Consider the following 21,056-nt stretch of genomic DNA (forward strand, 5'->3'; position numbering starts at 1 on the left):
GTCGTGGAATCCTAGCCCGGCGGCGCGCCGCCTTTACAATAGCGGCACCTGCGTCGCGCTTGAGCGGCGCTCCCGCCACACAAGAGGAATCCCCATGGCCCGCATGGTCCACTGCGTCAAGCTCAACAAGGAAGCCGAAGGTCTCGACTTCCCGCCCCTGCCCGGCGAACTGGGCAAGAAACTCTGGCAAAGCGTCTCGAAGGAAGCCTGGGCCGGCTGGCTCAAGCACCAGACCATGCTCATCAACGAAAACCGCTTGAACATGGCCGATTCGCGCGCACGCCAGTACCTGCTCAAGCAGACCGAGAAGTACTTCTTTGGCGACGGCGCAGACGAGGCTGCCGGCTACGTGCCGCCGCCCTCGGCCTGATCTGCCGCGACAAAAACAAAGCCGTTCAGCGCAAACTGAACGGCTTTTTTGTTTGGGCAACCCCAATTCAAAGTACTGCAGCAAGCACAAAAAAAGCTGCCCATTTGCATGAGCAGCTTTCCAATAAGCGAACAGCGATCAAAAATCGCGGCGCTGCACACCCGCTTCGGTACCCAGCAGCAGCACGTTGGCACCGCGCTTTGCAAACAGGCCGACCGTCACCACGCCCGGAATATCGTTGACGATCGATTCGAGGCCCTTCGGATCGGCAATACGCAGGCCCACCACATCGATGATCACGTTGCCGTTATCGGTCTTGTAGATCTGGCCTTCCTTGGTCATGCGCAGACGCGGCTGGCCGCCCAGCGCAGCGAGCTGGCGGGCCACGGCGGCACGTGCCATGGGCACCACTTCCACCGGCAACGGGAATGCACCCATCGTCTCAACGAGCTTGCTGCCGTCAGCAATGCAGACGAACACGCTGGCAACCGAAGCAACGATCTTTTCGCGCGTGAGCGCACCGCCGCCGCCCTTGATCATGGCGCCCGAGGCGTCGATTTCGTCAGCGCCGTCCACGTAGACGGGAATGGCATCGACTTCGTTCAAATCGAGCACCGTGAAGCCGTGGCCCTGCAGCCGACGCGTTGACGCCTCCGAGCTGGACACCGCGCCAGCAAAGCGCGCCTTGTGCGGCGCCATCGCGTCGATGAACAGGTTGGCCGTCGAGCCGGTGCCAACACCCAGAACAGCGCCCTCAGGCACGTTGGCCAATACGTAATCTGCTGCGGCCTGCGCCACCAGCGCCTTCAGTTCATCCTGCGTCATCGCAAAAACTCGGTCGGATCGGAAAACCCGGTAGTGTACCGGATCAATGCGGTGGCTCTCGGCCGGCTGGCGGAGCCAAACCCGCGGAGTACAATCGATTCACCTTTCCACCTCCAGCGCAACGTTGGAACGTACTTCGGACTCGCTTCATGACTCAGCTCGATCAACTCAAGCAGTTCACCACCGTCGTCGCCGACACAGGCGATTTCCAGGCCATGCGCGCCTACGCGCCGCACGATGCAACGACCAATCCGTCGCTGATCCTCAAAGCCGTGCAGAAGGCTGAATATCGCCCGCTGCTGGAACAAGCCGTGCGCGACGCCCGCAGCGACAGTGTGGAAGACATCATCGATGCCGTGCTCGTGGCATTCGGCTGCGAGATCCTGTCGATCATCCCGGGCCGTGTGTCAACCGAAGTCGATGCGCGCCTGTCGTTCGACACCGAGGCGACGGTCGCCAAGGCCAAGCATCTGATTGCGTTGTACGAAGCACGGGGCGTGGCGCGCGAGCGCGTGCTGATCAAGATCGCGTCGACGTGGGAAGGCATCCGCGCGGCGGATCAGCTCCGCGCCGAAGGCATCCGCTGCAACATGACGCTGCTGTTTTCGCTGGCCCAGGCGGTGGCTTGTGCGGAAGCGGGCGTGCAGCTCATCTCGCCCTTTGTCGGCCGCATCTATGACTGGTACAAGAAAGATGCCGGCGCCAACTGGGACCCTGTCGCGCAAGGCGGGGCGAACGACCCGGGCGTGCAGTCCGTCCTGCGCATCTACAACTACTACAAGAAGTTCGACTACCCGACCGAAGTGATGGGCGCGAGCTTCCGCAACATCTCGCAGATCGTTGAACTCGCTGGCTGCGACCTCCTGACCATCAGCCCGGATCTGCTCGCCCAGTTGCAGCAGTCCGACGCGCCGGTCGAACGCAAGCTCTCTGCGGACAATGCCAACGCCGCCAACATCGTGCGCCTGCCGGCCGACGAGAAATCGTTCCGCTGGCACATGAACGCCGATGCCATGGCCACCGAAAAGCTGGCCGAAGGCATCCGCCTGTTTGCGGCGGACGCAGTCAAGTTGGAAGCGTTGATTGAGCCGCTGCGCGTGGCAGCGTAAGAAGAACGCCGCGCCTTATCCCAGCATGGCGGGCAAGCACACGCCCGCCGGCTGGTGGATCACCAGATCGGCCGTTGCATCCAGCGCGCTCGGCTCCGGATTCACGACGATCACCTTGGCGCCGTGGTCCTTTGCCAACCCCGGCAGTCCGGCCGCCGGATACACCATGCCGGACGTGCCCACCACCAGGCATACGTCACACGTGTTGGCGGCCTCTTCAGCGCGGTAGTTCGCCACGAGCGGGAGTTGCTCGCCGAACCACACCACGCCTGGGCGCAACATCGCGCCACACGTCGCACAACGCGGCGGCCTGCCTGGCACGGCCGTGGCGACATCGCATTTGCCGCAGCCACCCAGCCATTTGTTGGCGAACAGGTTGCCATGCAGCTCGACCACGCCTTCGCTGCCGGCGCGCTGATGCAAGCCATCCACGTTCTGTGTGACGAGCGTCACCGTCTTGCGCTTGGCCAGCGCGGCAATCGCAAGATGGGCGGGATTCGGCTGCGCCTGCAGCACGCGCTCGCGGCGCTCCTGATACCAGTCCCACACCATGCGCGGGTGCTTGCGATACGCGGCCTCGGTGGCCATGTCTTCAGGATTGAAGCGCGACCACAGGCCGGTCAGCGCATCACGAAACGTGGGCACGCCGGATTCGGCCGAGACGCCAGCCCCCGTCAGCACCATAACGTGCTGGGCGGCCTCGACCCAGGCGTGGGCCTGGGCCAATGCAGCCGCATCGGAAGCGGCCGTGGGTTCGACACGCATTACTTCTTGGCAGGTGCCGCTGCCCGCTGGCGCACAGCTTCAAACAGGCACACGCCGCTGGCCACCGACACGTTCAGGCTTTCCACGCTGCCCGCCATTGGAATGCTGACCAGCGCGTCGCACGTTTCGCGCGTGAGGCGACGCATGCCCTCACCTTCGGCGCCCATCACGATGGCAATGGGGCCTTTGAAGTCGGCTTGGTAGAGATCCTGTTCGGCTTCATCAGCCGTGCCGATAACCCACACGCCCCGTTCCTGCAACTCGCGCAGCGTGCGCGCCAGGTTGGTCACGGTGATGTAGGGGACGGTTTCCGCCGCGCCGCTGGCCACCTTGGCGACCGTCGTGTTGATTCCAACGCTGCGGTCCTTCGGCGCAATCACGGCGTGCGCGCCAGCGGCATCGGCCACGCGCAGGCACGCGCCCAGGTTATGCGGATCGGTCACACCGTCAAGCACCAGCAGCAGCGGCGTGCCTTCGATACCGTCGAGCAGTTCATCAAGATTGAGCGCCAGCGACAGCGACTCTGCCTTGGCAACCACGCCCTGGTGACGATCGGTGCCGGCAATCCCGCGCAAGCGGTCGGCGTCAGCAGGAATGAGGCGAACGCCCGCTGCTTCCGCCGCTTTCAGGAAATCCTGCATGCGGCGGTCGCGGCGGTTGGCCTCGAAGTAGATTTCGTCGATCGACTTGGCGCCGTGGCGCAGTCGGGCGGTGACGGCATGAAAGCCGATGAGGAGCTTGGATTTAGACATGGCGCGATTGTACCCGTCTGCCCTTGCTCCCCGGCCGCTTTAACGCCCCTTGGTCTTATGCGAGGCCTTGCCTGCCACCTTGCGCGGCGCAGCAGTCTTGGCACCACCCTTGGGCTTCGTGCCACGCGCCGGCTGCTTCTTACGCGCCGGCTTGGCATGGGCATGGCCCGGGGGCAGTGCACGGCCACCCGGCTCGAACACCGGCTGCTCTTCGATGACGCGATCGAGCGTCTCGTCGAACGATTCCTCCGGCTTGGCCGTACCGCCCAGCAATGCGGCCAACTGGCGCGGCTTCTTGCGGCCGACCGATGGCGCCGACGTTGCGCCGGCAGGCTGACGCGCGGTCGCGGCTTCCGGCACGCCAGTCACCTTGGCCGGGCGCAGCGCCTTGGTTGAGGGCTCCTGGATCAGGCGGAAATCCATCTTCCGGGCATCCAGATCCACGCGCAATAACTGCACGCGCACGCGATCAGTCAGCCGATAACGGATGCCCGTGCGCTCTCCGCGCAGTTCGTTGCGGGCTTCGTCGTATTGGAAGTAATCGCTGCCCAGCTCGGTCACGTGTACGAGGCCTTCCACGTACAGCTCGTCGAGCTGCACGAAGATGCCGAACGAGGTGACCGCGCTGACGGTGCCCGAGAACTCGTTGCCGAGCTTGTCGCGCATGAAGTAGCACTTGAGCCAGGCTTCGACGTCGCGCGAGGCTTCGTCGGCGCGACGCTCGTTGGCCGAACAGTGCACGCCCAGTTCATTCCAGATCGCTTCCGCCTTGGCCTTGTTGACCACCGCTGCCGGCACGCCTTTCTCGGCTTCGGCTTGCAAACGACGCGCCTTGGGCGACAGCGCGCTATTCAACTGCACGCCCGGTGCAAGCCCAGGCACGTAACGCGTGCGGTGCAGGATCGCTTTGATGGAGCGATGCACCAGCAAATCCGGGTAGCGGCGGATCGGGCTCGTGAAGTGCGCATACGCCGGATACGCCAGGCCAAAGTGGCCGATGTTGTCCGGGCTGTAGACCGCCTGCTGCATCGAGCGCAGCAGCATGGTCTGCAGCATCGGAGCGTCGGGGCGTACGGCCACCTTCTCCATCAGTTCGGCGTAATCGGCTGCCTGCGGTTTGTCGCCGCCACCCAGGGTCAAGCCGCTGGTTTTCAGGAAGGCCCGCAGCGCCTGCAGCTTTTCTTCCGTCGGGCCAGCGTGGACGCGATACAGCGCCGGATGTTTGTACTTCTCCAGCATCTCGGCCGCGCAGACGTTGGCCGTCAGCATGCACTCCTCGATCAGCCTGTGCGCGTCGTTGCGGGTGCGCGGCAGGATCTGCTCGATCTTGCCCTGCGCGTTGCAGACGATGTATGTCTCGGTGGTATCGAAGTCGATCGCGCCGCGCTCGCGGCGGGCCTTGAGCAGCGTCTGATACAGCTCGTACAGGTCTTGCAGGTGCGGCACCAGCGGCGCCCGTTTGGCAGCTTCCGGGCCTTTCACGTTCGACAGAATCGCCCAGACCTCGTTGTAGGTCAGGCGCGCCTTCGAGTGCATCACCGCCGGATAGAACTGATAAGCCTTGACCTCGCCCTTGGCCGTGATCACCGCGTCGCAGACCATGCACAGACGGTCCACTTCCGGGTTCAGTGAGCACAAGCCGTTGGAGAGCTTCTCCGGCAGCATCGGGATCACGCGGCGCGGGAAATAGACCGAAGTCGCGCGATCAATGGCGTCCGCATCCAACGGGTGCCCAGGCCGCACGTAATGCGACACGTCGGCAATCGCCACGATCAGACGCCAGCCCTTGCTGCGGCCGATCTTGACGGGCTCCGCGTAGACAGCGTCATCGAAGTCGCGTGCGTCTTCGCCGTCGATGGTGACGAGCGACACATCGCGCAAGTCGATGCGACCTGCCAGATCGACATCGCGGACCAAGTCGGGCAGCGCTTCCGCCTCGCGCTGCGTCGGCTCGGAAAACTCGTGCGGCACGCCGTACTTGCGCACGGCAATTTCGATCTCCATACCAGGGTCGTCAATCTCACCCAGCACTTCGACCACGCGGCCAATCGGTTGTACGTAGCGGTCCGGATATTCCAGGATCTCAACGCTTACCACCTGGCCGACCTTGGCCTTGCCCTGCCCCTTCGGCGCAATCAGGATGTCGCGGCCGAGACGCTTGTCTTCAGGCGCCACAACCAGCGTGCCGCTTTCCGACAGCAACCTGCCGATGACGCGCTTGTTGGCCCGCTGCAGGATCTCGACGATCTGCCCTTCCGAGCGCCCGCGGCGGTCGTAGCCCACGGCGCGCACCAGGGCGCGATCACCGTGCATGGCCTTCTGCATCTCACGCTCGGGCAGGAAGATATCGGGCTCGCCGTCATCGCGCACGAAGAAGCCGAAGCCGTCGCGATGACCGATCACGCGGCCTTCGATGAAATTGGGCTGGTGCGCCAGTTCGTAGCGCCCCTTGCGGTTGAGTTCGATCTGACCATCCCGCTCCATGGCGGTCAGACGCTTGATAAAGCCGTCATGCTCCTTGCGCGTGACAGACAGCGTCTTGGCAATATCGGTAGCAGACAACGGAGACCCCGACGTGCGCAGCACACCGAGGATTTCCTCGCGGCTTGGGATCGGATAAGTCGGTTGATTCAATTTTTTCTTCTAGAGTGTTGACAGGATCGCTGGATCCCGTAATAATTGCAGCTTCGGTACACGCACACCTGCCCAGGTGGCGGAATTGGTAGACGCACTAGTTTCAGGTACTAGCGGGTAACTCCGTGGAGGTTCGAGTCCTCTCCTGGGCACCAGAGTTTAGGAACGGCGCAACGCAAGTTGCGCCGTTTTTCTTTTCCGCGGCCGGATTGCTGTTGTTCAGTTGCTGATGCGACATTCCGCGAAGTGCGACGTGCATTGTGTCTTGGCTATCGCGCCAGGGCCGAGCCGGGATCACCGGACTCACCTGCCCCAAACGCTGGGTGGGCTCGAAGCCCAGTGCATCCACAAAGACACACCTCGCTTCGATCAACCGCGCACCTCGCATTGGGCCACTCCTGCAAAGCCAATCCGTACGCGGGTTTCGGGGCAATATTGCGGCCCGTGACAGCAGGTTACCGAAGTGGCACGCACGACGCAAGCCGCACACGCCACTCCGTTAGCGTCTCGACGCAATCGCGACCAACGCCTCAAACTGATGGCGCCTCGCCGTTGCCGGCCGAACGTGACTTGCCGCGCTTGATCCAGGCCGCCAAGTTATGCGGGCGCAGCGTGTCGTACTCCTCGAACGGCTGATGGATCCACGGATTGGTCGCAAGAAACTGCACGGCATAATCAGGCTTGATCTTCGAGCACGCCTTGTGCCACAGCACAGCAGTACGCACGTCGGTCACGGCCGGATAGCGCTCCTTCAGGTGACGCCCAACGCGCTCCAGCGTGATGCCCGAATCCACCAGATCATCCACCAGCAGCACGCGGCCCGACAACTCGCCACGGGTCATCGTGATGTATTGCGCGATGTCGAGATCGCCCTGCTGCGTGCCAGCGGCTTCGCGATAGCTGCTGGTCGCCAGGATGGCCAACGGCAGGTCGTAGATGCGTGAAAGCTGATCGCCAACCCGCAAGCCGCCGCGCGCCAAGCACAGAATCTTGTCGAACTTCCAGCCCGACTCGTGCACGACGAGCGCCAGGCGCTCGATCAGGCCGTGGTAGTCATCCCACGACACCCACAGATGCGAGTCGTCGTTGATCGGCTGGTTCATGGTGTACCTCTTCGTATCGTGAATGCGGCGTGAGTTGCCGCTATCGTGTTCTATGAAAAACGGCGCTCCATGCAAATTCGCCCGGCGAATCACCGGGCGAATCTGGGAGCAATCGCGTCAGTCCTTGTAGGGATGACGCAGGAGGATGGTCTCGTCGCGGTCAGGACCAGTCGAGATCATGGCGATCGGGACGCCGGCCACCTCTTCGACGCGCTTCAGGTAAGCCTGAGCGGTCTCGGGCAGCGCATCCCACTCCTTCAGCCCGAAGGTCGAGGTGTTCCAGCCCGGGAATTCTTCGTAGATCGGCTGGCAACGCGCCACGGCATCGGAGCCACGCGGCAGGATGTCGATTTCCTTGCCATCGAGCATGTAGCCGACACACAGCTTGAGGGTTTCCAGACCATCCAGCACATCGAGCTTGGTCATGCAGAGGCCCGACACACCGTTGATCTGGATCGCCCGACGCAGAGCGGCGGCATCCAGCCAGCCCGTGCGGCGCGGCCGGCCCGTAACCGAGCCGAATTCCTTGCCGACATTGGCCAGACGCACACCGATCGGATCTTGGCGCGCCGGGTTGTCCGCGTCATACAGCTCGCTCGGGAACGGGCCTGAACCCACACGTGTGCAATACGCCTTGGTGATGCCAAGGATGTAATGCAGTTGGCCCGGGCCGACGCCTGCACCTGCGGCGGCATTGCCCGCCACGCAGTTGCTCGACGTGACGAACGGATAGGTGCCGTGATCGATATCGAGCAGCGTGCCTTGCGCACCTTCGAACATCAGGTTCTTGCCGGCTGCGTTTGCGGCAAACAGTTCGGCCGACACATCCGTCACCATCGGGGCAATGCGGCCTGCATACGACAGCATCTCGTCCAGGGTCTGCTGGAAGTCCAGCGCCGGGTGATTCAGGTACTGCGTCAGAACAAAGTTGTGGAAGTCCAGGTTTTCGCGCAGACGCTCGGCAAAGTAAGCCGGATCGAACAGGTCCTGCACACGCAGCGCGCGGCGGGCTACCTTGTCTTCGTATGCCGGGCCGATACCGCGGCCGGTGGTACCGATCTTGGCGGCGCCGCGCTTGGCTTCGCGCGCCTTGTCGATGGCCACGTGATACGGCAGGATCAGATTGGTGGCTTCTGAAATGCGCAGGCGGTTCTGCACCTGCACGCCGGCCGATTCCAGCTCGTCGATTTCCTTGAACAGCGCTTCAGGCGAAAGCACGACACCGTTGCCGATGTAGCACGCGACGCCGTCGCGCATGATGCCCGACGGAATCAGACGCAGGATCGTCTTCTTGCCGCCGATGATGAGGGTATGGCCTGCGTTATGTCCGCCCTGGAAACGAACCACGCCTTGCGCATGATCGGTCAGCCAATCGACGATTTTCCCTTTACCTTCGTCACCCCACTGGGTGCCGATGACGACGACATTGCGTCCTTGGCTCACTGCTGGTGCGGACATGTTGAATTTGCAGATGGGTTAAAAACGTATTCTACCCTTGTTGCCAGGGCCTTCCCTGGAATTACCGGGTATTTACACAACGTTATGCAACAACTTCAGACCGAAGCGTTGCGGGGCTTGACGATCCAGCGACCGCCCTCTTCGACGAGTTGCCGATCATAAGCGAACTCCTCCAGATCTTCCGGGTGGCCCGGCAGCGACTGGATAACAATCTCGCCCGCCGCGCGCAGCGCAGCGATCGCCTCACGAAGCTTGGCATCGCCCGACCAGGGCGCGTGGATGGCAGCGGCGCGCGCCTCCACCGGCGAAATGCCGGCGACCTCGCGCAGATCCAGCGAAAAGCCGGTCGCCGGGCGAGCACGGCCGAAAGCCTCTCCGACCTTGTCATACCGACCGCCACGCGCCACGGCATTTGGCACACCGGCCACATAGGCAGTGAACATCACACCACTGTGGTAGTGGTAGCCGCGCAGGTCGGCCAAGTCGATGTTGACGGTCGCACCGCCTGCGCGCTCGGCCAGCGTAGCCAAATCGTCCAGCGCACGGCCGATGGCGGGCAGCGCGGGCAACTGCTTGCGCGCACGGCCCAGCACATCGACACCACCGTACAGTGCTGGCAGCAGGTTGATGGCGTCGCGCTGCGCCGGCGGCAGATCGGCCGTGATGGCGCGCAGAGCAGGCACATCTTTGGCTGCGAGCGCCGTGAAGAGGTCATCCTGAAGGCCGACGGCAACCGGCGATTGCTCCAGCAACGCCGCCACCACCCCAACGTGGCAAAGGTCCAGGCGTACATCGGCCAGCCCCGCGGCCGACAGCGCGGCGAGCATCAGCTCCTGAATTTCCAGATCGGCTTCCAGACCGGCATGGCCATAGATCTCAGCGCCGATCTGCAGCGGCTCGCGCGTGACGTGAAACCCACTCGGGCGGGTATGCAATACCGACCCCGCATAGCACAGGCGCGTCACGCCAGCGCGGTTCAGCAAATGGGCGTCGATGCGGGCGACTTGCGGCGTGATGTCGGCGCGCAGGCCGATGGTGCGGCCTGAAAGTTGATCGACCAGCTTGAACGTCTTCAGGTCCAGATCGTGACCGGTGCCCGAGAGCAGCGACTCGATGTATTCCAGCATGGGGGGCATGACCAGTTCGTAGCCGTAAGTACGGAACAGGTCGAGCATGCGGCGGCGCAACTCTTCAATCTTGCGCGCCTCTGAAGGCAGCACATCAGCAATGGATTCAGGCAGCAGCCAATTGGTCGGCATGGCGGTCTCGCTCGGGAGTCTTGGTACGGCAGAAATTCGTAAAAAACGCAGGCAGTGCGCTAGCGATGCAGCAACCGCAGGAGGATCAGTCCGATCGCCATCGACACTAAGCCGATCGCGCGAAGCTTTTCGTCCGGCAGTTCGGTCAGCGTCTGGAAGGCGCGTCGCCAAGCCCGCGGCGCCACGAACGGCAGGATGCCCTCGAATACGAGCACCAGCGCGCACGCTGCCAGCAAAACGGTGGGGAGTGACTCTTCCATGGGATGCGCTTGGAGAACGAACAAAACCCCGGCAAGCCGGGGTTTGTCCGCCTCAAATGATCAGCGACGCATTGTACTAGCGATGGCGCCCCGTCTGGGCAGCCGGTGCTGCCGCCGAGCTGCCGCCGTTCGGGCTACGCATGTATTTGAAGAAATCGCTGTTCGGCTGCAGCACCATCACGTCCTTCCGATCGCGGAACGACGCGCGATACGCCTCCATGGAGCGCCAGAATGCGGCGAACTGCGGATCACGGCCAAACGCATCGGCGTAAACGTCAGCGGCGCGGGCGTCGCCCTCACCCTTGATCTTCTGCGCATCGCGGTAGGCATCGGCCAGGACGACTTCGCGCTGACGATCGGCATCGGCACGGATTTTCTCGCCCTCTGCAGCACCCGTCGAACGCAGCTCGTTGGCCACCCGCTTGCGCTCGGCTTCCATGCGGCGGTAGACCGATTCGGTCACGCTGGCCAGCAGGTCCACCCGCTTCAGGCGCACGTCGATGATGTCTACACCAACCGACTTGCCGTACTCCTGCACACCCTTGAGGATGCTCTGCATCACGGCTTCACGATCCGTCGATACCACGTCAGACACAGTGCGGCGCGCAAACTCATCGCGAGCGATGGAGTTGATCTTCTGCGTCATGCTGTCCTGTGCGAGGCGGTTATCGCCCTTGAAGCTCACGTAGAACAGACGCGGATCGGAGACGCGCCACTTCACAAACCAGTCGACCAGCAGGTTCTTCTTCTCTGCCGTGATGAAACGATCGGCGCCGGCCACATCGATGGTCTGCAGGCGCTTATCCATGAACACCACGTTCTGCAGCGGCGGCGGAAGCTTGAAGTGCAGCCCCGGCTCCTTGATGACCTGCTTGATCTCACCAAAGGCGAACACCACGGCGTACTGCCGCTGGTCCACCACGAACACCACCGACGAGAACACCGCCAGGGCAATGACCAGCGCCACGAAGGCCGAAATCAGACGATTCATAGTGCCCTCCTGTTAGCGCGAATCGCGGTCACGGTTGCGCAGTGCTTCGCGCGAGCGCGAGTCTGCGTCATTGGCCGGTGACGGGTTGGAGGGAGTCGGCACGCCCTGCGCAGAACCACTGTCCTGAGGCGACGCACCCGGCGCGACAGCGGGACGCGATGTATCGCCCTGCGTCTGCGCGATCAGCTTGTCCAGCGGCAAATACAACAGGCTGCCGTTGCTCTGGTCGACCAGCACCTTGGTCGAGTTGGCGTAAATGTCCTGCATGGTTTCCAGATAGATACGGTCGCGCGTGACCTGCGGCGCCTTCGCGTATTCGCGCTGCACTGAGGCAAAGCGAGCCGCGTCACCTTCCGCACGTGCGATGACCCGTGCCTTGTAGCCTTGCGCCTCTTCACCCAGACGTGCGGCCGTACCCTTGGCGCGCGGCACCACGTCGTTGGCATACGCCTGACCTTCGGAGATAGCACGCTCGCGGTCTTGGCCCGCCTTGGTCACATCGTCGAACGCAGCCTGCACCTGCTCGGGCGGCTGCACGCTCTGCACGTTGACGCTAAGGATTCGGATGCCAGTCTTGTACGCCGACAAGATGCGTTGAATCGATTCGGCCAAGTTGCGGCCAACGGCATCGCGACCTTCGTACAGCACCGCGTCCATCTTGTTACGGCCGACGATCTCGCGCACCGACGTCTCAGCCGCCTGCGTCACCAGTTCTTCATCGCCGCCGCGGTCCGTACGGTTGTAGAACAGGTAGTCGACCGGGTTGGCAATGTTGTACTGGACCGAGAACCGCACGTCGACGATGTTCTCGTCCTGCGTGAGCATCGACGAGTCTTTCAGGTTCGTGTCCTTGATCTGCGTCGTACGACCGATTTCAAGCGTACGCACACCCGACAGGTTCACGATCTCGTGCGATTCGATCGGATACGGCAGGCGCCAATTGATACCCGGCGTTGCCAGATACTTGAAACGGCCGAACTGCAAGATCACGCCCGTCTGGCCTTCCTGCACGATGAAGAAACCGCTGGCCAGCCACAGACCAACGAGCACCGCCAGCAGCACGCCGACGCCCAGGCCCGAACCACCTCGGCCGTTACCCGGACGCAGCGGCGTGGGGCCGTCATTACCGTTACCGCTGTCCTTGCGACCGAACAGGTTGTTCAGCCGGCGATTGAAGTCGCGCCACAACTCGTCGAGGTCCGGGGGGCCTTCCTGAGGCGGCTTGCTTTGACGCTTCGGTTCGTCTTTGTCTTCGCGCTCGGCGTTGTTGTCATCGCCGCGACCCCAGCGCGGATCGTTCAGCGAAAGCAGCACACGCAAGCGGTGCCACAAACCTCGCACGTTACGCGGCGAGGCCATGGAAGAAGACTGGGTCGAAATCTCGGGCATGAGCGGTCGGGCTTGTCCTGATTGGCTGACTGCGAAGGAGTAACGGGGCATTCTATCAGCCCTCTTCGTCACCTTTGGCGGAAGAAGCGCTGCTCGGCAAGCTTTGCGACAGTTCGTCACGGTGCGCGGGCAGCGAATCACGACGGGTATCGAAGCGCGGATCGAAATCGTCACCATGCGACGCAGGGTTCTCCCGCAGGCGGATCGCGGTCTCGACCAGCGCCTCGCGCAATAGATCAAGCCCGCTGCCTTCGATAGCAGAAACGAACACACGCCGCACGGCGCCGGTTTCGTCGCGCTCGATGCGCGGGCCAGCCGCACGCAACTCCTCCGCCGCGTCGATCTTGTTCATCACCAAAATCTGCGGGATGCCACTGGCGTTGATTTCATCCAGCACGCGATCGACCTGCTCCATCTGCTCGTGCTTGACGGTGCTGGCGGCGTCCACCACATGCAGCAGCACGTCGGCGTGGACGGTCTCTTCCAGCGTGGCGCGGAAAGCAGCCACCAGTTGCGTAGGCAAATCGCGGATGAAGCCGACCGTATCCGACAGCACCACATTGCCCAGCCCTTCCAGGTACAGCCGGCGGGACGTCGTATCCAGCGTGGCGAACAATTGGTTGGCCGCGTACGCACGTGCCTTGGTCAGCGCATTGAACAGCGTCGATTTGCCGGCGTTGGTATAGCCGACCAGGGAGACAGAAAACGCGTCGTTGCGGCTGCGCGAACGGCGCTGCGTGTCATGCTGACGCTGCAGCTTGTCCAACTCGGACGACAGCCGTTTGGCGCGTTCATCCAGCATCCGCCGGTCCAGTTCGAGCTGACGCTCGCCCGGGCCGCCGCGCAGGCCGACCCCGCCTTTCTGGCGCTCCAAGTGGCTCCACGCCCGCACTAGGCGGGCCGCCTGATATCGCACACGCGCAAGTTCCACCTGCACCTTACCGACGTGGCTTTGCGCGCGCTGGCTAAAAATATCGAGGATGAGGCCGGTCCGGTCCACCACGTGGCGCCCGAAAAAGCGCTCAAGGTTACGCTGCTGAGCAGGACTCAGCGCGTGGTTAAAGATGACGATTTCCGCGTCTTCCTCGTCTGCGGCAATCCTCACCTCTTCTGCCTTGCCTGCGCCGATGAACAGCGCTGCATCAGGCCGGGAACGCTTGCCCGTAACCGCGCGCACAGGTTCAGAGCCCGCTGTGGAGGCTAGCAGCGCCAGTTCACTCAGACTTTCCTGGAAATCGTGTTTGCCGAAATCGACAGCGACCAAGATAGCGCGCGTCGGCTCCGAGCTGGAGGTGGGATGAGATGCCAAACGGGGAAATAGAGAAGGGAGAAACGGGGTTGGTGCGTCCCGCCGCGCGGACGGCGGCGGGAGCGAGGCAGAATCAGGCGTCAGGCGCTTCGTCCACGCGGAAATTCACGGCACGGGCCGGCACCACGGTGGAGATCGCATGCTTGTACACCATCTGCGTCACGGTATTACGCAGGAGCACGACGTATTGGTCGAACGACTCGATGTTGCCTTGCAGCTTGATACCGTTGACGAGGTAGATCGACACCGGCACATGCTCCTTACGCAGCGCATTCAGAAACGGGTCTTGTAGCAATTGCCCTTTGTTGCTCATGGCACACTCCAGATTTATAGGTTTAGTGATGGGTTATGGGGCTAGGAAGCCCGGGTTCAAGCAGGCGACGCAAAAAAAGTTCGTCAAAAAGAGTCGGCCAGACGCGTCCAAATGACGCCGATGGCGCCTGGGTTTGCAGACACCAAGCGCCATGTCTCGAGAATTTAGCCTTAGAAATCAGGGAAAGCAAACGGAAAACCGATGACCCCGCCATATGAAATGGCTCGGCCATTTTGGTGATCCCCCGTTCGAATGCCCCCGCGTCACACGCCCCCGCCGTCGAGCACCGCCCGTGCGATGCTCAATCGTTCGATTGAGCGTACGGGTTTTTGTTCGTACGAAATTCGATCCGAAGCGGCGTGCCTTTCAGTTGGAAGGCCTCGCGGAAACGCCCCTCCAGGAAGCGGCGATAGGTCTCGGGGATATTCGACAGCGCGTTGCCGTGAATCACCACGATCGGCGGGTTGGAACCGCCCTGGTGCGCGTAGCGCAGCTTCGGCCGCGAGACGCCTGCGCGACGCGGTTGCTGATACTCCACCGCCTCCATCAGCACGCGCGTGAGCTTGGGCGTCGGCAGCTTGACCATGGCGGCTGCGTAAGCGGCGTCCACGGACTTCATCAGCGCGCCAATGCCCGTGCGCTCCTTGGCCGAGATGTAATGCACGTTGGCAAACGACAGGAACTGCAGCTTGCGCTCCATATCGTGCTTGATTCGATCGCGAGCATGGCCGGTCAGACCATCCCACTTGTTCACGCCAATCACCAGCGCGCGCCCGGACTCGACGATGAAACCAGCGATATGCGCGTCCTGGTCGGAAATGTCCTGCTGTGCGTCGAGGATCAGCACAACCACGTTAGCGTCGGCAATCGACTGCAGCGTCTTCACCACCGAGAATTTCTCGATTGCCTCGAACACCTTGCCACGCTTGCGCAAGCCGGCCGTATCGATGAGCGTGTAAGGCTTGCCGTTACGCTCGAAATCCACGTAGATGGCATCGCGCGTAGTGCCCGGCATATCGAACGCGATCACGCGCTCTTCGCCGATGAGGGCGTTCACCAGCGTCGACTTACCGACGTTCGGACGGCCAACGATGGCAATACGAGTGCCGTGGTTGTGCGCGTCGGCTGCCTCGGCAAGCTCGGGGCGCTCGGCAAACGCCAGGTCGAGCGCTTCGGCCACCAAGTCATTGACACCATCACCGTGCGCCGCCGAGATAGCAGCCGGATCGCCCAGACCAAGTTCGTAAAAATCGCTGGCGACGGCGGTGTAGCGCATGCCTTCAGCCTTGTTGACGGCCAAAAGGATGCGGCGCCCGGTTTTGCGCAAGTAATCGGCAATCACGCGATCCTGCGGCGCCAGCCCCAGACGACCATCGACGATGAAGATCACGACATCGGCTTCAACCACGGCCTGGCGCGTTTGCTTCGCCATCTCCGCAACGATGCCGTCCTTGGCGACGGGTTCGAAGCCCCCGGTATCGATGGCGATGAACGGACGGTCGCCCACACGGCCTTCGCCGTAGTGACGATCGCGCGTCAGGCCAGGGATATCCGCGACCAACGCGTCACGCGAGCGCGTCAGACGGTTGAAGAGGGTCGATTTGCCGACATTCGGCCGCCCTACGAGGGCAATGACTGGTTTCATGCTTGTGTGCCGCACGCGAATGGCGCCACGGCAAATTCTGATTGTTGCAACTGCGGTTGGCATCTGCACGGCTGAATGCCTGATGACACAGATGCAAGACGCCCGCGGAGTACGCGGGCGCAAGTCCAAGGCGGCGATGCCGCCCCGATGTGATGCGTGTGCCGCCACAGCCCATCCGGGCCGCGGCGGCCAATGTTATTTCGGCAGATAGCCGTAGACACCGCCACCGCGGGTTTGGACGACCAACGTCTGGCCAACCACCACGGGTGCTGCGCCAATGGCACTGCTGTCGGTTTTCACGCGGGCGACGAACTTGCCGTCGTCACGCGACAGGAAGTGCAGCCAACCTTCGGAATCGCCCACGATGACCGCACGGCCAAACGCCAGCGGCGTACCGAGGTCGCGCCACAGCAGTGCGTCGTTCTTCCAGAGATCGGCACCGTTTTGTGCGTTAAAACCGTAGACCACCGACTTCTCGTCCGCCGCGAACAGCCCGTCATCATCCTGAGTCACACCGGTCGGCGACGAGAAATCACGACCCCAGCGCGGAGCGCCGGTGCTCAGATCAAAACAAGCCACGCGCCCCTGGAAGCTGGCCGCACAGACTTGCGAACCGTTGATCGACGGTGCACCGGTCACATCGTTCAGGCGCTCGATTTCCGATACACCACGCGGATACGACACGGCAGCTTCCCAGCGCAACGCGCCATTGCTGGCCGACAGCGCACCGAGCTTGCCACCGGCAAAACCGAGGACGATGTTATCGCCGGCGAAAATCATCGGCAGACTGCTACGCAGGTTCAGTGCCGACGGAGAACGCTGATAAATCCACTTGCGTTCACCGTTGCTGGGGTCCAGACCCAAGACGCGGCCATCGGTCGTGCGAACGATCACCAATCCCTGGCCCACCAGCGGCGCCGTCAGGACTTCACCGTTGACGGCGATCTTCCACTTCTGCGCGCCCTTTTCGTCGAACGCGATGACCGCGCCCTTCTCACCTGCCACCGCCGTCAGCGTGCCATCGCTGCCAGGGCCGGAGGTCAGGTCGACGTCCGCCTTGCCTTGCCAGACCGTGCGACCGGTGGCGCCATCCAGGGCGGTCACAGTACCGCCAGCGGCCGACACATAGACGTTGTTGCCTGCCACCGCCGGCTGCATCACGTAGCGGCCGCTCTTGCCGACGCTCACGCTCCACACCTGGCGCACGGCCAGCACTTGCTGAACTTCCGTCAGCTTGGCTGGTTCATGCTTGTTCTTGCTGCTGAACAGCGAGCAACCACCAAGGACAGCCGTCGCTGCCAGTGCCAGCACTGCCACGCGTGCCGCCTGTGCAACACCGCGCGCGACACCACCCTGCTCAAGTGCGTGAATCATGAAATCGGGATCCTTTTGTTATGCGTTGAATTGCACCGGGTGCCCCAATCAGGCGCCGCCCAGGGCATCCAGCTTGAACTGCACGATCTGGCGCGCGGAAGCGTCGGCCGGACCAAACTTTTCCAGCGCCAACTTGTAGGCAGCACGGGCGTCTTCGTTCTTGTTCTGCGCGGCCAACAGGTCACCGCGACGATCGGCGTACAGCCCGGCGAACGCCGGCGCAACGTCGCCGGAGACTAGCGCGATGCCCTGATCGTAGGCTTTCTCGTCGAGCAGAAGGCCAGCCAGGCGCAGCTTGGCGAGCGCCTTGTATTCATCGTCGCGCGCATGATCAACCGTCCATTGCAGTTGCGCCTTGGCGCCCGCCGCATCGTTGGATTCGTACAGCGCCTTGGCTGCGGCCAGCGCGCTCATCTGCGCGTAGGCCGTGCCGCCAAACTTGGCTTCCATGTCAGTCGCGGCGCGCTTGATCTTCTCAGCGTCCTTGCCATCAACGGCCTTCTGCACCTGTTCGTACAGCACGGACGCTTCGCCGGCCTGCTTGCGCTGCCAGTTTTTCCAGCCAAACCAGCCCGCCACAGCAAGCAGCACCACGATGGCGATCCACGTGATCACGTTGCCGTTATCACGCCACCAGTGCTTGAGACTCTCTATTTGTTCCTGTTCTTCGAGATCGTAGGCCATGCTTTGCAGAGCTTGAATATTGGATGTGGGTCGCGGTGGTTCGCTGCCGAACGCACTGCCGCGGTTAGTCGTTGTTGGCCACCATGGCATCGATCAGGCGGTCGACCAGTTGGTCCGACGGCACGGTCTGCTGGGCATCCGCGGTCGGATCGCCACGCAGCGGCTTGATCTGCGCAACACCTTGGGTGACTTCATCGTCGCCAATGATAACCGCATAGGATGCGCCACTTGCGTCAGCGCGCTTGAACTGCGACTTGAAGCTACCGTTGCGGCCTTCCGGCGAGGCGTGAAGGATGACGTCGAGGCCGGCATCGCGCAGTCGCTCTGCCGCGATCAGCGCCTGCACCTGCGCCTCATCGCCCTGGTGGACGATGTAGACGTCACAGCCTTGCGCTTCGGGCTCAAGCTTTTCCTCACGCAACAGTTCGATGATGCGTTCTACCCCCATCGCCCAGCCGCATGCGGGGGCAGGCTTCCCGCCGATCTGCTCGATCAGCGGGTCATAGCGGCCGCCGCCGGCCACCGTTCCCTGCGCGCCCAGCTTGTCCGTCGTCCACTCGAAGACGGTGAGGTTGTAGTAATCCAACCCCCGCACCAGGCGCGGATTGATGGTGAACGGAATGTTGTTCGCCTTGAGCAGCTTCTGCACGCCTTCAAAGTGCGCGCGCGACTCGTCGCCCAGGTAGTCGATCAGCTTCGGCGCGCCGGCGGCCATTTCCTGCAGCGCCGGGTTCTTCGTGTCGAGTACGCGAAGCGGGTTGGTGTACAGGCGGCGCTTACCGTCCTCATCCAGAATATCCTGGAAACCTTCCAAGTACTTGATCAGGTCAGCACGGTGCGCGGCGCGCTCCTCTGCCTGGCCAAGCGAGTTCAGCTCCAGCTTCAGGCCGACGAGGCCGAGGTCGTCCCACAGGCGCTGGCACATCAGGATGACTTCTGCGTCGATGTCCGGGCCCGCAAAGCCAAGCGCTTCCACGCCAACCTGATGGAACTGGCGATAGCGACCGCGCTGCGGACGCTCGTGGCGGAACATCGGGCCGGTGTACCACAGGCGCTTCGGACCGTCGTACAGCAGGTTGTGCTCGATCACGGCGCGCACGGCGGCAGCGGTACCTTCGGGGCGCATGGTCAGTTGCTCGCCGTTCAACGCATCGGTGAAGGTGTACATCTCCTTCTCGACGATATCCGTCACCTCGCCGATGCCACGCACAAACAATTGCGTCTGCTCGACGATCGGCGTGCGAATCTGCTGGTAGCCATAGGCGCGCAGCATGCTGCGCACCGCGTTATCAAAGTGCTCCCACAGGGGGGCGTCACTGGGCAGCAGGTCGTTCATGCCTTTGACGCCGGCGATCTTCTGCACGCGTTGTTTTTGTGTATCGCTCATGATGTCACGTTGAAAACCGGCTCTCGCATCTACCTCAATGCGGGCCGGTCGGTCGTTTCGTGCTTCGGCTTCGGGCTCCGAAGCCTGATGCTGCCATTTAGACCGTCGCCGGAGCCTGTGCGCCGTAATGCGTGCGCACGTACTCATCGACGATCGTCTGGAATTCTTCTGTGATGCGTTCGCCGCGCAGCGTTTTCACCTTCACGCCGTCCACGAACACCGGCGCCGCCGGAGATTCGCCCGTGCCTGGCAGCGAAATGCCGATGTTGGCGTGCTTGCTCTCCCCGGGACCGTTGACGATGCAGCCCATCACGGCCACGTTCATCTCTTCGACGCCGGGGTACTGCATCTTCCACATCGGCATCTGCTCACGCAGGTATGACTGGATGCGCGCCGCCAGCTTCTGGAACACCGTACTGGTCGTGCGCCCGCAACCCGGGCACGCGATCACCATGGGGGTGAAATTACGCAGGCCCATGGTCTGCAGAATTTCTTGCGCGACGATGACTTCCTTCTCGCGTGGCGCACCCGGCTCCGGCGTGAGCGAAATGCGGATCGTGTCGCCAATGCCTTCCTGCAGCAGCACCGACAACGCCGCCGTGGAAGCGACGATGCCCTTGCTACCCATGCCGGCCTCGGTCAGACCCAGGTGCAGCGCGTAATTGCAGCGACGCGCCAGCTCGCGGTACACAGCAATCAGATCCTGCACTGCCGAGACCTTGCATGACAGGATGATCTGGCTGCCTGGCAAGCCCAGTTCTTCAGCCTTCTGCGCGGACTGGATCGCCGAGGTAATCAACGCCTCAACCATCACGGCACGGGCATCCCACGGAGATGCGCGTTGCGCGTTCTCGTCCATGATGCGGGCGAGCAAATCCTGATCGAGGCTGCCCCAATTCACACCGATACGCACCGGCTTGTCGTAGCGGCAGGCGATCTCGATCATCTGCGCGAACTGCGTGTCGCGCTTGGCACCCTGCCCGACATTGCCCGGGTTGATGCGGTACTTGGACAGCGCCTGCGCGCACTCCGGATAGTCCTGCAGCAGCTTGTGGCCGTTGTAGTGAAAATCCCCCACCAGCGGCACATCCACACCCATGCGGTCGAGCTGCTCGCGGATGGCCGGCACCGCCGCGGCGGCGGCCGGCGTATCCACTGTGATGCGCACCAACTCAGAGCCGGCACGCGCCAGTTCCTTTACCTGGATTGCGGTACCGATGGCGTCCGACGTGTCGGTATTCGTCATCGATTGCACACAGACCGGCGCGTCGCCGCCAACATGCACGACGCGATCGCCCCAACGGATTTCCGCAGCGCGCGAGTTCCGGCGCGGCAACGGGCCCACCAAGGCTGGAGCGCAATCGAGAGGCGTGGTGATTTCCATGATCAGACAAGGCGCGCCGCCCACAGGTGCCGCGCCATTTACAAA

19 protein-coding genes and 1 tRNA gene are annotated in these 21,056 nt (G+C 62.8%); 3 read left to right on the top strand and 17 right to left on the bottom strand.

Annotated features, from left to right (window positions below; all coding sequences use genetic code 11):
- Nucleotides 1–94: 94 nt before the first annotated feature.
- Nucleotides 95–370 carry an oxidative damage protection protein gene (locus tag BG83_RS0106415; RefSeq protein WP_004626344.1) on the top strand — a complete coding sequence of 92 codons (276 nt, stop codon included), beginning with the start codon at nucleotides 95–97 and terminating at the stop codon, nucleotides 368–370.
- Nucleotides 371–508: 138 nt separating this feature from the next.
- Here BG83_RS0106415 and rpiA read toward each other — a convergent pair whose 3' ends face one another.
- A complete protein-coding gene (rpiA, locus tag BG83_RS0106420; RefSeq protein WP_024975950.1) occupies nucleotides 509–1,195 on the bottom strand; it encodes a ribose-5-phosphate isomerase RpiA in 687 nt (228 codons plus the stop codon).
- A gap of 149 nt (nucleotides 1,196–1,344) precedes the next feature.
- Here rpiA and tal point away from each other — a divergent pair, with 149 nt between their 5' ends.
- Nucleotides 1,345–2,304, top strand: a complete 960-nt coding sequence (tal, locus tag BG83_RS0106425; RefSeq protein ID WP_024975951.1) for a transaldolase — start codon at nucleotides 1,345–1,347, stop codon at nucleotides 2,302–2,304.
- A 15-nt stretch (nucleotides 2,305–2,319) separates the two neighbouring features.
- Here tal and BG83_RS0106430 read toward each other — a convergent pair whose 3' ends face one another.
- Genes BG83_RS0106430 through rnr form a run of 3 tightly spaced genes read right to left on the bottom strand, consistent with a single transcriptional unit; the run spans nucleotide 2,320 to nucleotide 6,455 of the window.
- Complete coding sequence (locus tag BG83_RS0106430; RefSeq protein WP_024975952.1) at nucleotides 2,320–3,069, bottom strand: SIR2 family NAD-dependent protein deacylase; 750 nt, start codon at nucleotides 3,067–3,069, stop codon at nucleotides 2,320–2,322.
- Nucleotides 3,069–3,821 (bottom strand): 23S rRNA (guanosine(2251)-2'-O)-methyltransferase RlmB, encoded by a 753-nt coding sequence (gene rlmB, locus BG83_RS0106435; RefSeq protein ID WP_012761781.1) that lies wholly within the window; start codon nucleotides 3,819–3,821, stop codon nucleotides 3,069–3,071. Before rlmB ends, BG83_RS0106430 begins: the two co-directional genes overlap by 1 nt.
- A gap of 39 nt (nucleotides 3,822–3,860) precedes the next feature.
- Nucleotides 3,861–6,455 (bottom strand): ribonuclease R, encoded by a 2,595-nt coding sequence (gene rnr, locus BG83_RS0106440; RefSeq protein WP_024975953.1) that lies wholly within the window; start codon nucleotides 6,453–6,455, stop codon nucleotides 3,861–3,863.
- 70 nt (nucleotides 6,456–6,525) lie between these two features.
- Between rnr and BG83_RS0106445 the strand changes: the two genes are divergently transcribed.
- Nucleotides 6,526–6,610, top strand: a tRNA-Leu gene (locus BG83_RS0106445).
- 375 nt (nucleotides 6,611–6,985) lie between these two features.
- Here BG83_RS0106445 and BG83_RS0106450 read toward each other — a convergent pair.
- The 13 genes from BG83_RS0106450 to ispG form a co-directional block, all read right to left on the bottom strand.
- Nucleotides 6,986–7,558 carry a phosphoribosyltransferase gene (locus BG83_RS0106450; RefSeq protein ID WP_024975954.1) on the bottom strand — a complete coding sequence of 191 codons (573 nt, stop codon included), beginning with the start codon at nucleotides 7,556–7,558 and terminating at the stop codon, nucleotides 6,986–6,988.
- Nucleotides 7,559–7,675: 117 nt separating this feature from the next.
- On the bottom strand, nucleotides 7,676–9,016 hold the full coding sequence (locus BG83_RS0106455; protein ID WP_024975955.1) for an adenylosuccinate synthase: 1,341 nt from the start codon (nucleotides 9,014–9,016) through the stop codon (nucleotides 7,676–7,678).
- A gap of 95 nt (nucleotides 9,017–9,111) precedes the next feature.
- The gene (locus BG83_RS0106460) at nucleotides 9,112–10,275 is read right to left on the bottom strand and encodes an ATP phosphoribosyltransferase regulatory subunit (RefSeq protein WP_024975956.1); all 1,164 of its coding nucleotides are present in this window, start codon (nucleotides 10,273–10,275) and stop codon (nucleotides 9,112–9,114) included.
- Nucleotides 10,276–10,334: 59 nt separating this feature from the next.
- Entirely contained in the window at nucleotides 10,335–10,535 is a 201-nt protein-coding gene (locus BG83_RS0106465; protein WP_024975957.1) for a DUF2065 domain-containing protein, read from the bottom strand.
- 76 nt (nucleotides 10,536–10,611) lie between these two features.
- Complete coding sequence (hflC, locus tag BG83_RS0106470) at nucleotides 10,612–11,526, bottom strand: protease modulator HflC (RefSeq protein WP_024975958.1); 915 nt, start codon at nucleotides 11,524–11,526, stop codon at nucleotides 10,612–10,614.
- Nucleotides 11,527–11,538: 12 nt separating this feature from the next.
- Nucleotides 11,539–12,915: an FtsH protease activity modulator HflK gene (gene hflK / locus BG83_RS0106475; RefSeq protein WP_024975959.1), complete on the bottom strand. Its 1,377-nt coding sequence runs from the start codon at nucleotides 12,913–12,915 to the stop codon at nucleotides 11,539–11,541.
- Nucleotides 12,916–12,970: 55 nt separating this feature from the next.
- Nucleotides 12,971–14,224 carry a GTPase HflX gene (hflX, locus tag BG83_RS0106480; RefSeq protein WP_024975960.1) on the bottom strand — a complete coding sequence of 418 codons (1,254 nt, stop codon included), beginning with the start codon at nucleotides 14,222–14,224 and terminating at the stop codon, nucleotides 12,971–12,973.
- A gap of 73 nt (nucleotides 14,225–14,297) precedes the next feature.
- The gene (gene hfq / locus BG83_RS0106485; RefSeq protein ID WP_004626316.1) at nucleotides 14,298–14,537 is read right to left on the bottom strand and encodes an RNA chaperone Hfq; all 240 of its coding nucleotides are present in this window, start codon (nucleotides 14,535–14,537) and stop codon (nucleotides 14,298–14,300) included.
- Between the two features lie 301 nt (nucleotides 14,538–14,838).
- Nucleotides 14,839–16,182, bottom strand: a complete 1,344-nt coding sequence (gene der, locus BG83_RS0106490; protein ID WP_024975961.1) for a ribosome biogenesis GTPase Der — start codon at nucleotides 16,180–16,182, stop codon at nucleotides 14,839–14,841.
- A gap of 195 nt (nucleotides 16,183–16,377) precedes the next feature.
- A complete protein-coding gene (gene bamB / locus BG83_RS0106495; RefSeq protein WP_024975962.1) occupies nucleotides 16,378–17,556 on the bottom strand; it encodes an outer membrane protein assembly factor BamB in 1,179 nt (392 codons plus the stop codon).
- 48 nt (nucleotides 17,557–17,604) lie between these two features.
- Nucleotides 17,605–18,240, bottom strand: a complete 636-nt coding sequence (locus BG83_RS0106500) for a YfgM family protein (protein WP_024975963.1) — start codon at nucleotides 18,238–18,240, stop codon at nucleotides 17,605–17,607.
- A gap of 64 nt (nucleotides 18,241–18,304) precedes the next feature.
- On the bottom strand, nucleotides 18,305–19,627 hold the full coding sequence (gene hisS, locus BG83_RS0106505) for a histidine--tRNA ligase (RefSeq protein WP_024975964.1): 1,323 nt from the start codon (nucleotides 19,625–19,627) through the stop codon (nucleotides 18,305–18,307).
- 97 nt (nucleotides 19,628–19,724) lie between these two features.
- Nucleotides 19,725–21,011 (bottom strand): flavodoxin-dependent (E)-4-hydroxy-3-methylbut-2-enyl-diphosphate synthase, encoded by a 1,287-nt coding sequence (gene ispG / locus BG83_RS0106510; protein ID WP_024975965.1) that lies wholly within the window; start codon nucleotides 21,009–21,011, stop codon nucleotides 19,725–19,727.
- Between the last annotated feature and the right edge of the window lie 45 nt (nucleotides 21,012–21,056).

Source organism: Ralstonia pickettii, assembly GCF_000607165.1.
Lineage (GTDB): Bacteria > Pseudomonadota > Gammaproteobacteria > Burkholderiales > Burkholderiaceae > Ralstonia > Ralstonia holmesii.

Coding starts and splice junctions, on each gene's coding strand:
- hflC (WP_024975958.1), bottom strand. CDS start 11,526: ATGAATCGTCTGATTTCGGCCTTCGTGGCGCTGGTCATTGCCCTGGCG.
- BG83_RS0106415 (WP_004626344.1), top strand. CDS start 95: ATGGCCCGCATGGTCCACTGCGTCAAGCTCAACAAGGAAGCCGAAGGT.
- hflK (WP_024975959.1), bottom strand. CDS start 12,915: ATGCCCGAGATTTCGACCCAGTCTTCTTCCATGGCCTCGCCGCGTAAC.
- hisS (WP_024975964.1), bottom strand. CDS start 19,627: ATGAGCGATACACAAAAACAACGCGTGCAGAAGATCGCCGGCGTCAAA.
- tal (WP_024975951.1), top strand. CDS start 1,345: ATGACTCAGCTCGATCAACTCAAGCAGTTCACCACCGTCGTCGCCGAC.
- BG83_RS0106430 (WP_024975952.1), bottom strand. CDS start 3,069: ATGCGTGTCGAACCCACGGCCGCTTCCGATGCGGCTGCATTGGCCCAG.
- der (WP_024975961.1), bottom strand. CDS start 16,182: ATGAAACCAGTCATTGCCCTCGTAGGGCGGCCGAATGTCGGCAAATCG.
- BG83_RS0106465 (WP_024975957.1), bottom strand. CDS start 10,535: ATGGAAGAGTCACTCCCCACCGTTTTGCTGGCAGCGTGCGCGCTGGTG.
- BG83_RS0106500 (WP_024975963.1), bottom strand. CDS start 18,240: ATGGCCTACGATCTCGAAGAACAGGAACAAATAGAGAGTCTCAAGCAC.
- ispG (WP_024975965.1), bottom strand. CDS start 21,011: ATGGAAATCACCACGCCTCTCGATTGCGCTCCAGCCTTGGTGGGCCCG.
- rpiA (WP_024975950.1), bottom strand. CDS start 1,195: ATGACGCAGGATGAACTGAAGGCGCTGGTGGCGCAGGCCGCAGCAGAT.
- BG83_RS0106450 (WP_024975954.1), bottom strand. CDS start 7,558: ATGAACCAGCCGATCAACGACGACTCGCATCTGTGGGTGTCGTGGGAT.
- hfq (WP_004626316.1), bottom strand. CDS start 14,537: ATGAGCAACAAAGGGCAATTGCTACAAGACCCGTTTCTGAATGCGCTG.
- rlmB (WP_012761781.1), bottom strand. CDS start 3,821: ATGTCTAAATCCAAGCTCCTCATCGGCTTTCATGCCGTCACCGCCCGA.
- BG83_RS0106460 (WP_024975956.1), bottom strand. CDS start 10,275: ATGCCGACCAATTGGCTGCTGCCTGAATCCATTGCTGATGTGCTGCCT.
- bamB (WP_024975962.1), bottom strand. CDS start 17,556: ATGATTCACGCACTTGAGCAGGGTGGTGTCGCGCGCGGTGTTGCACAG.
- BG83_RS0106455 (WP_024975955.1), bottom strand. CDS start 9,016: ATGTCCGCACCAGCAGTGAGCCAAGGACGCAATGTCGTCGTCATCGGC.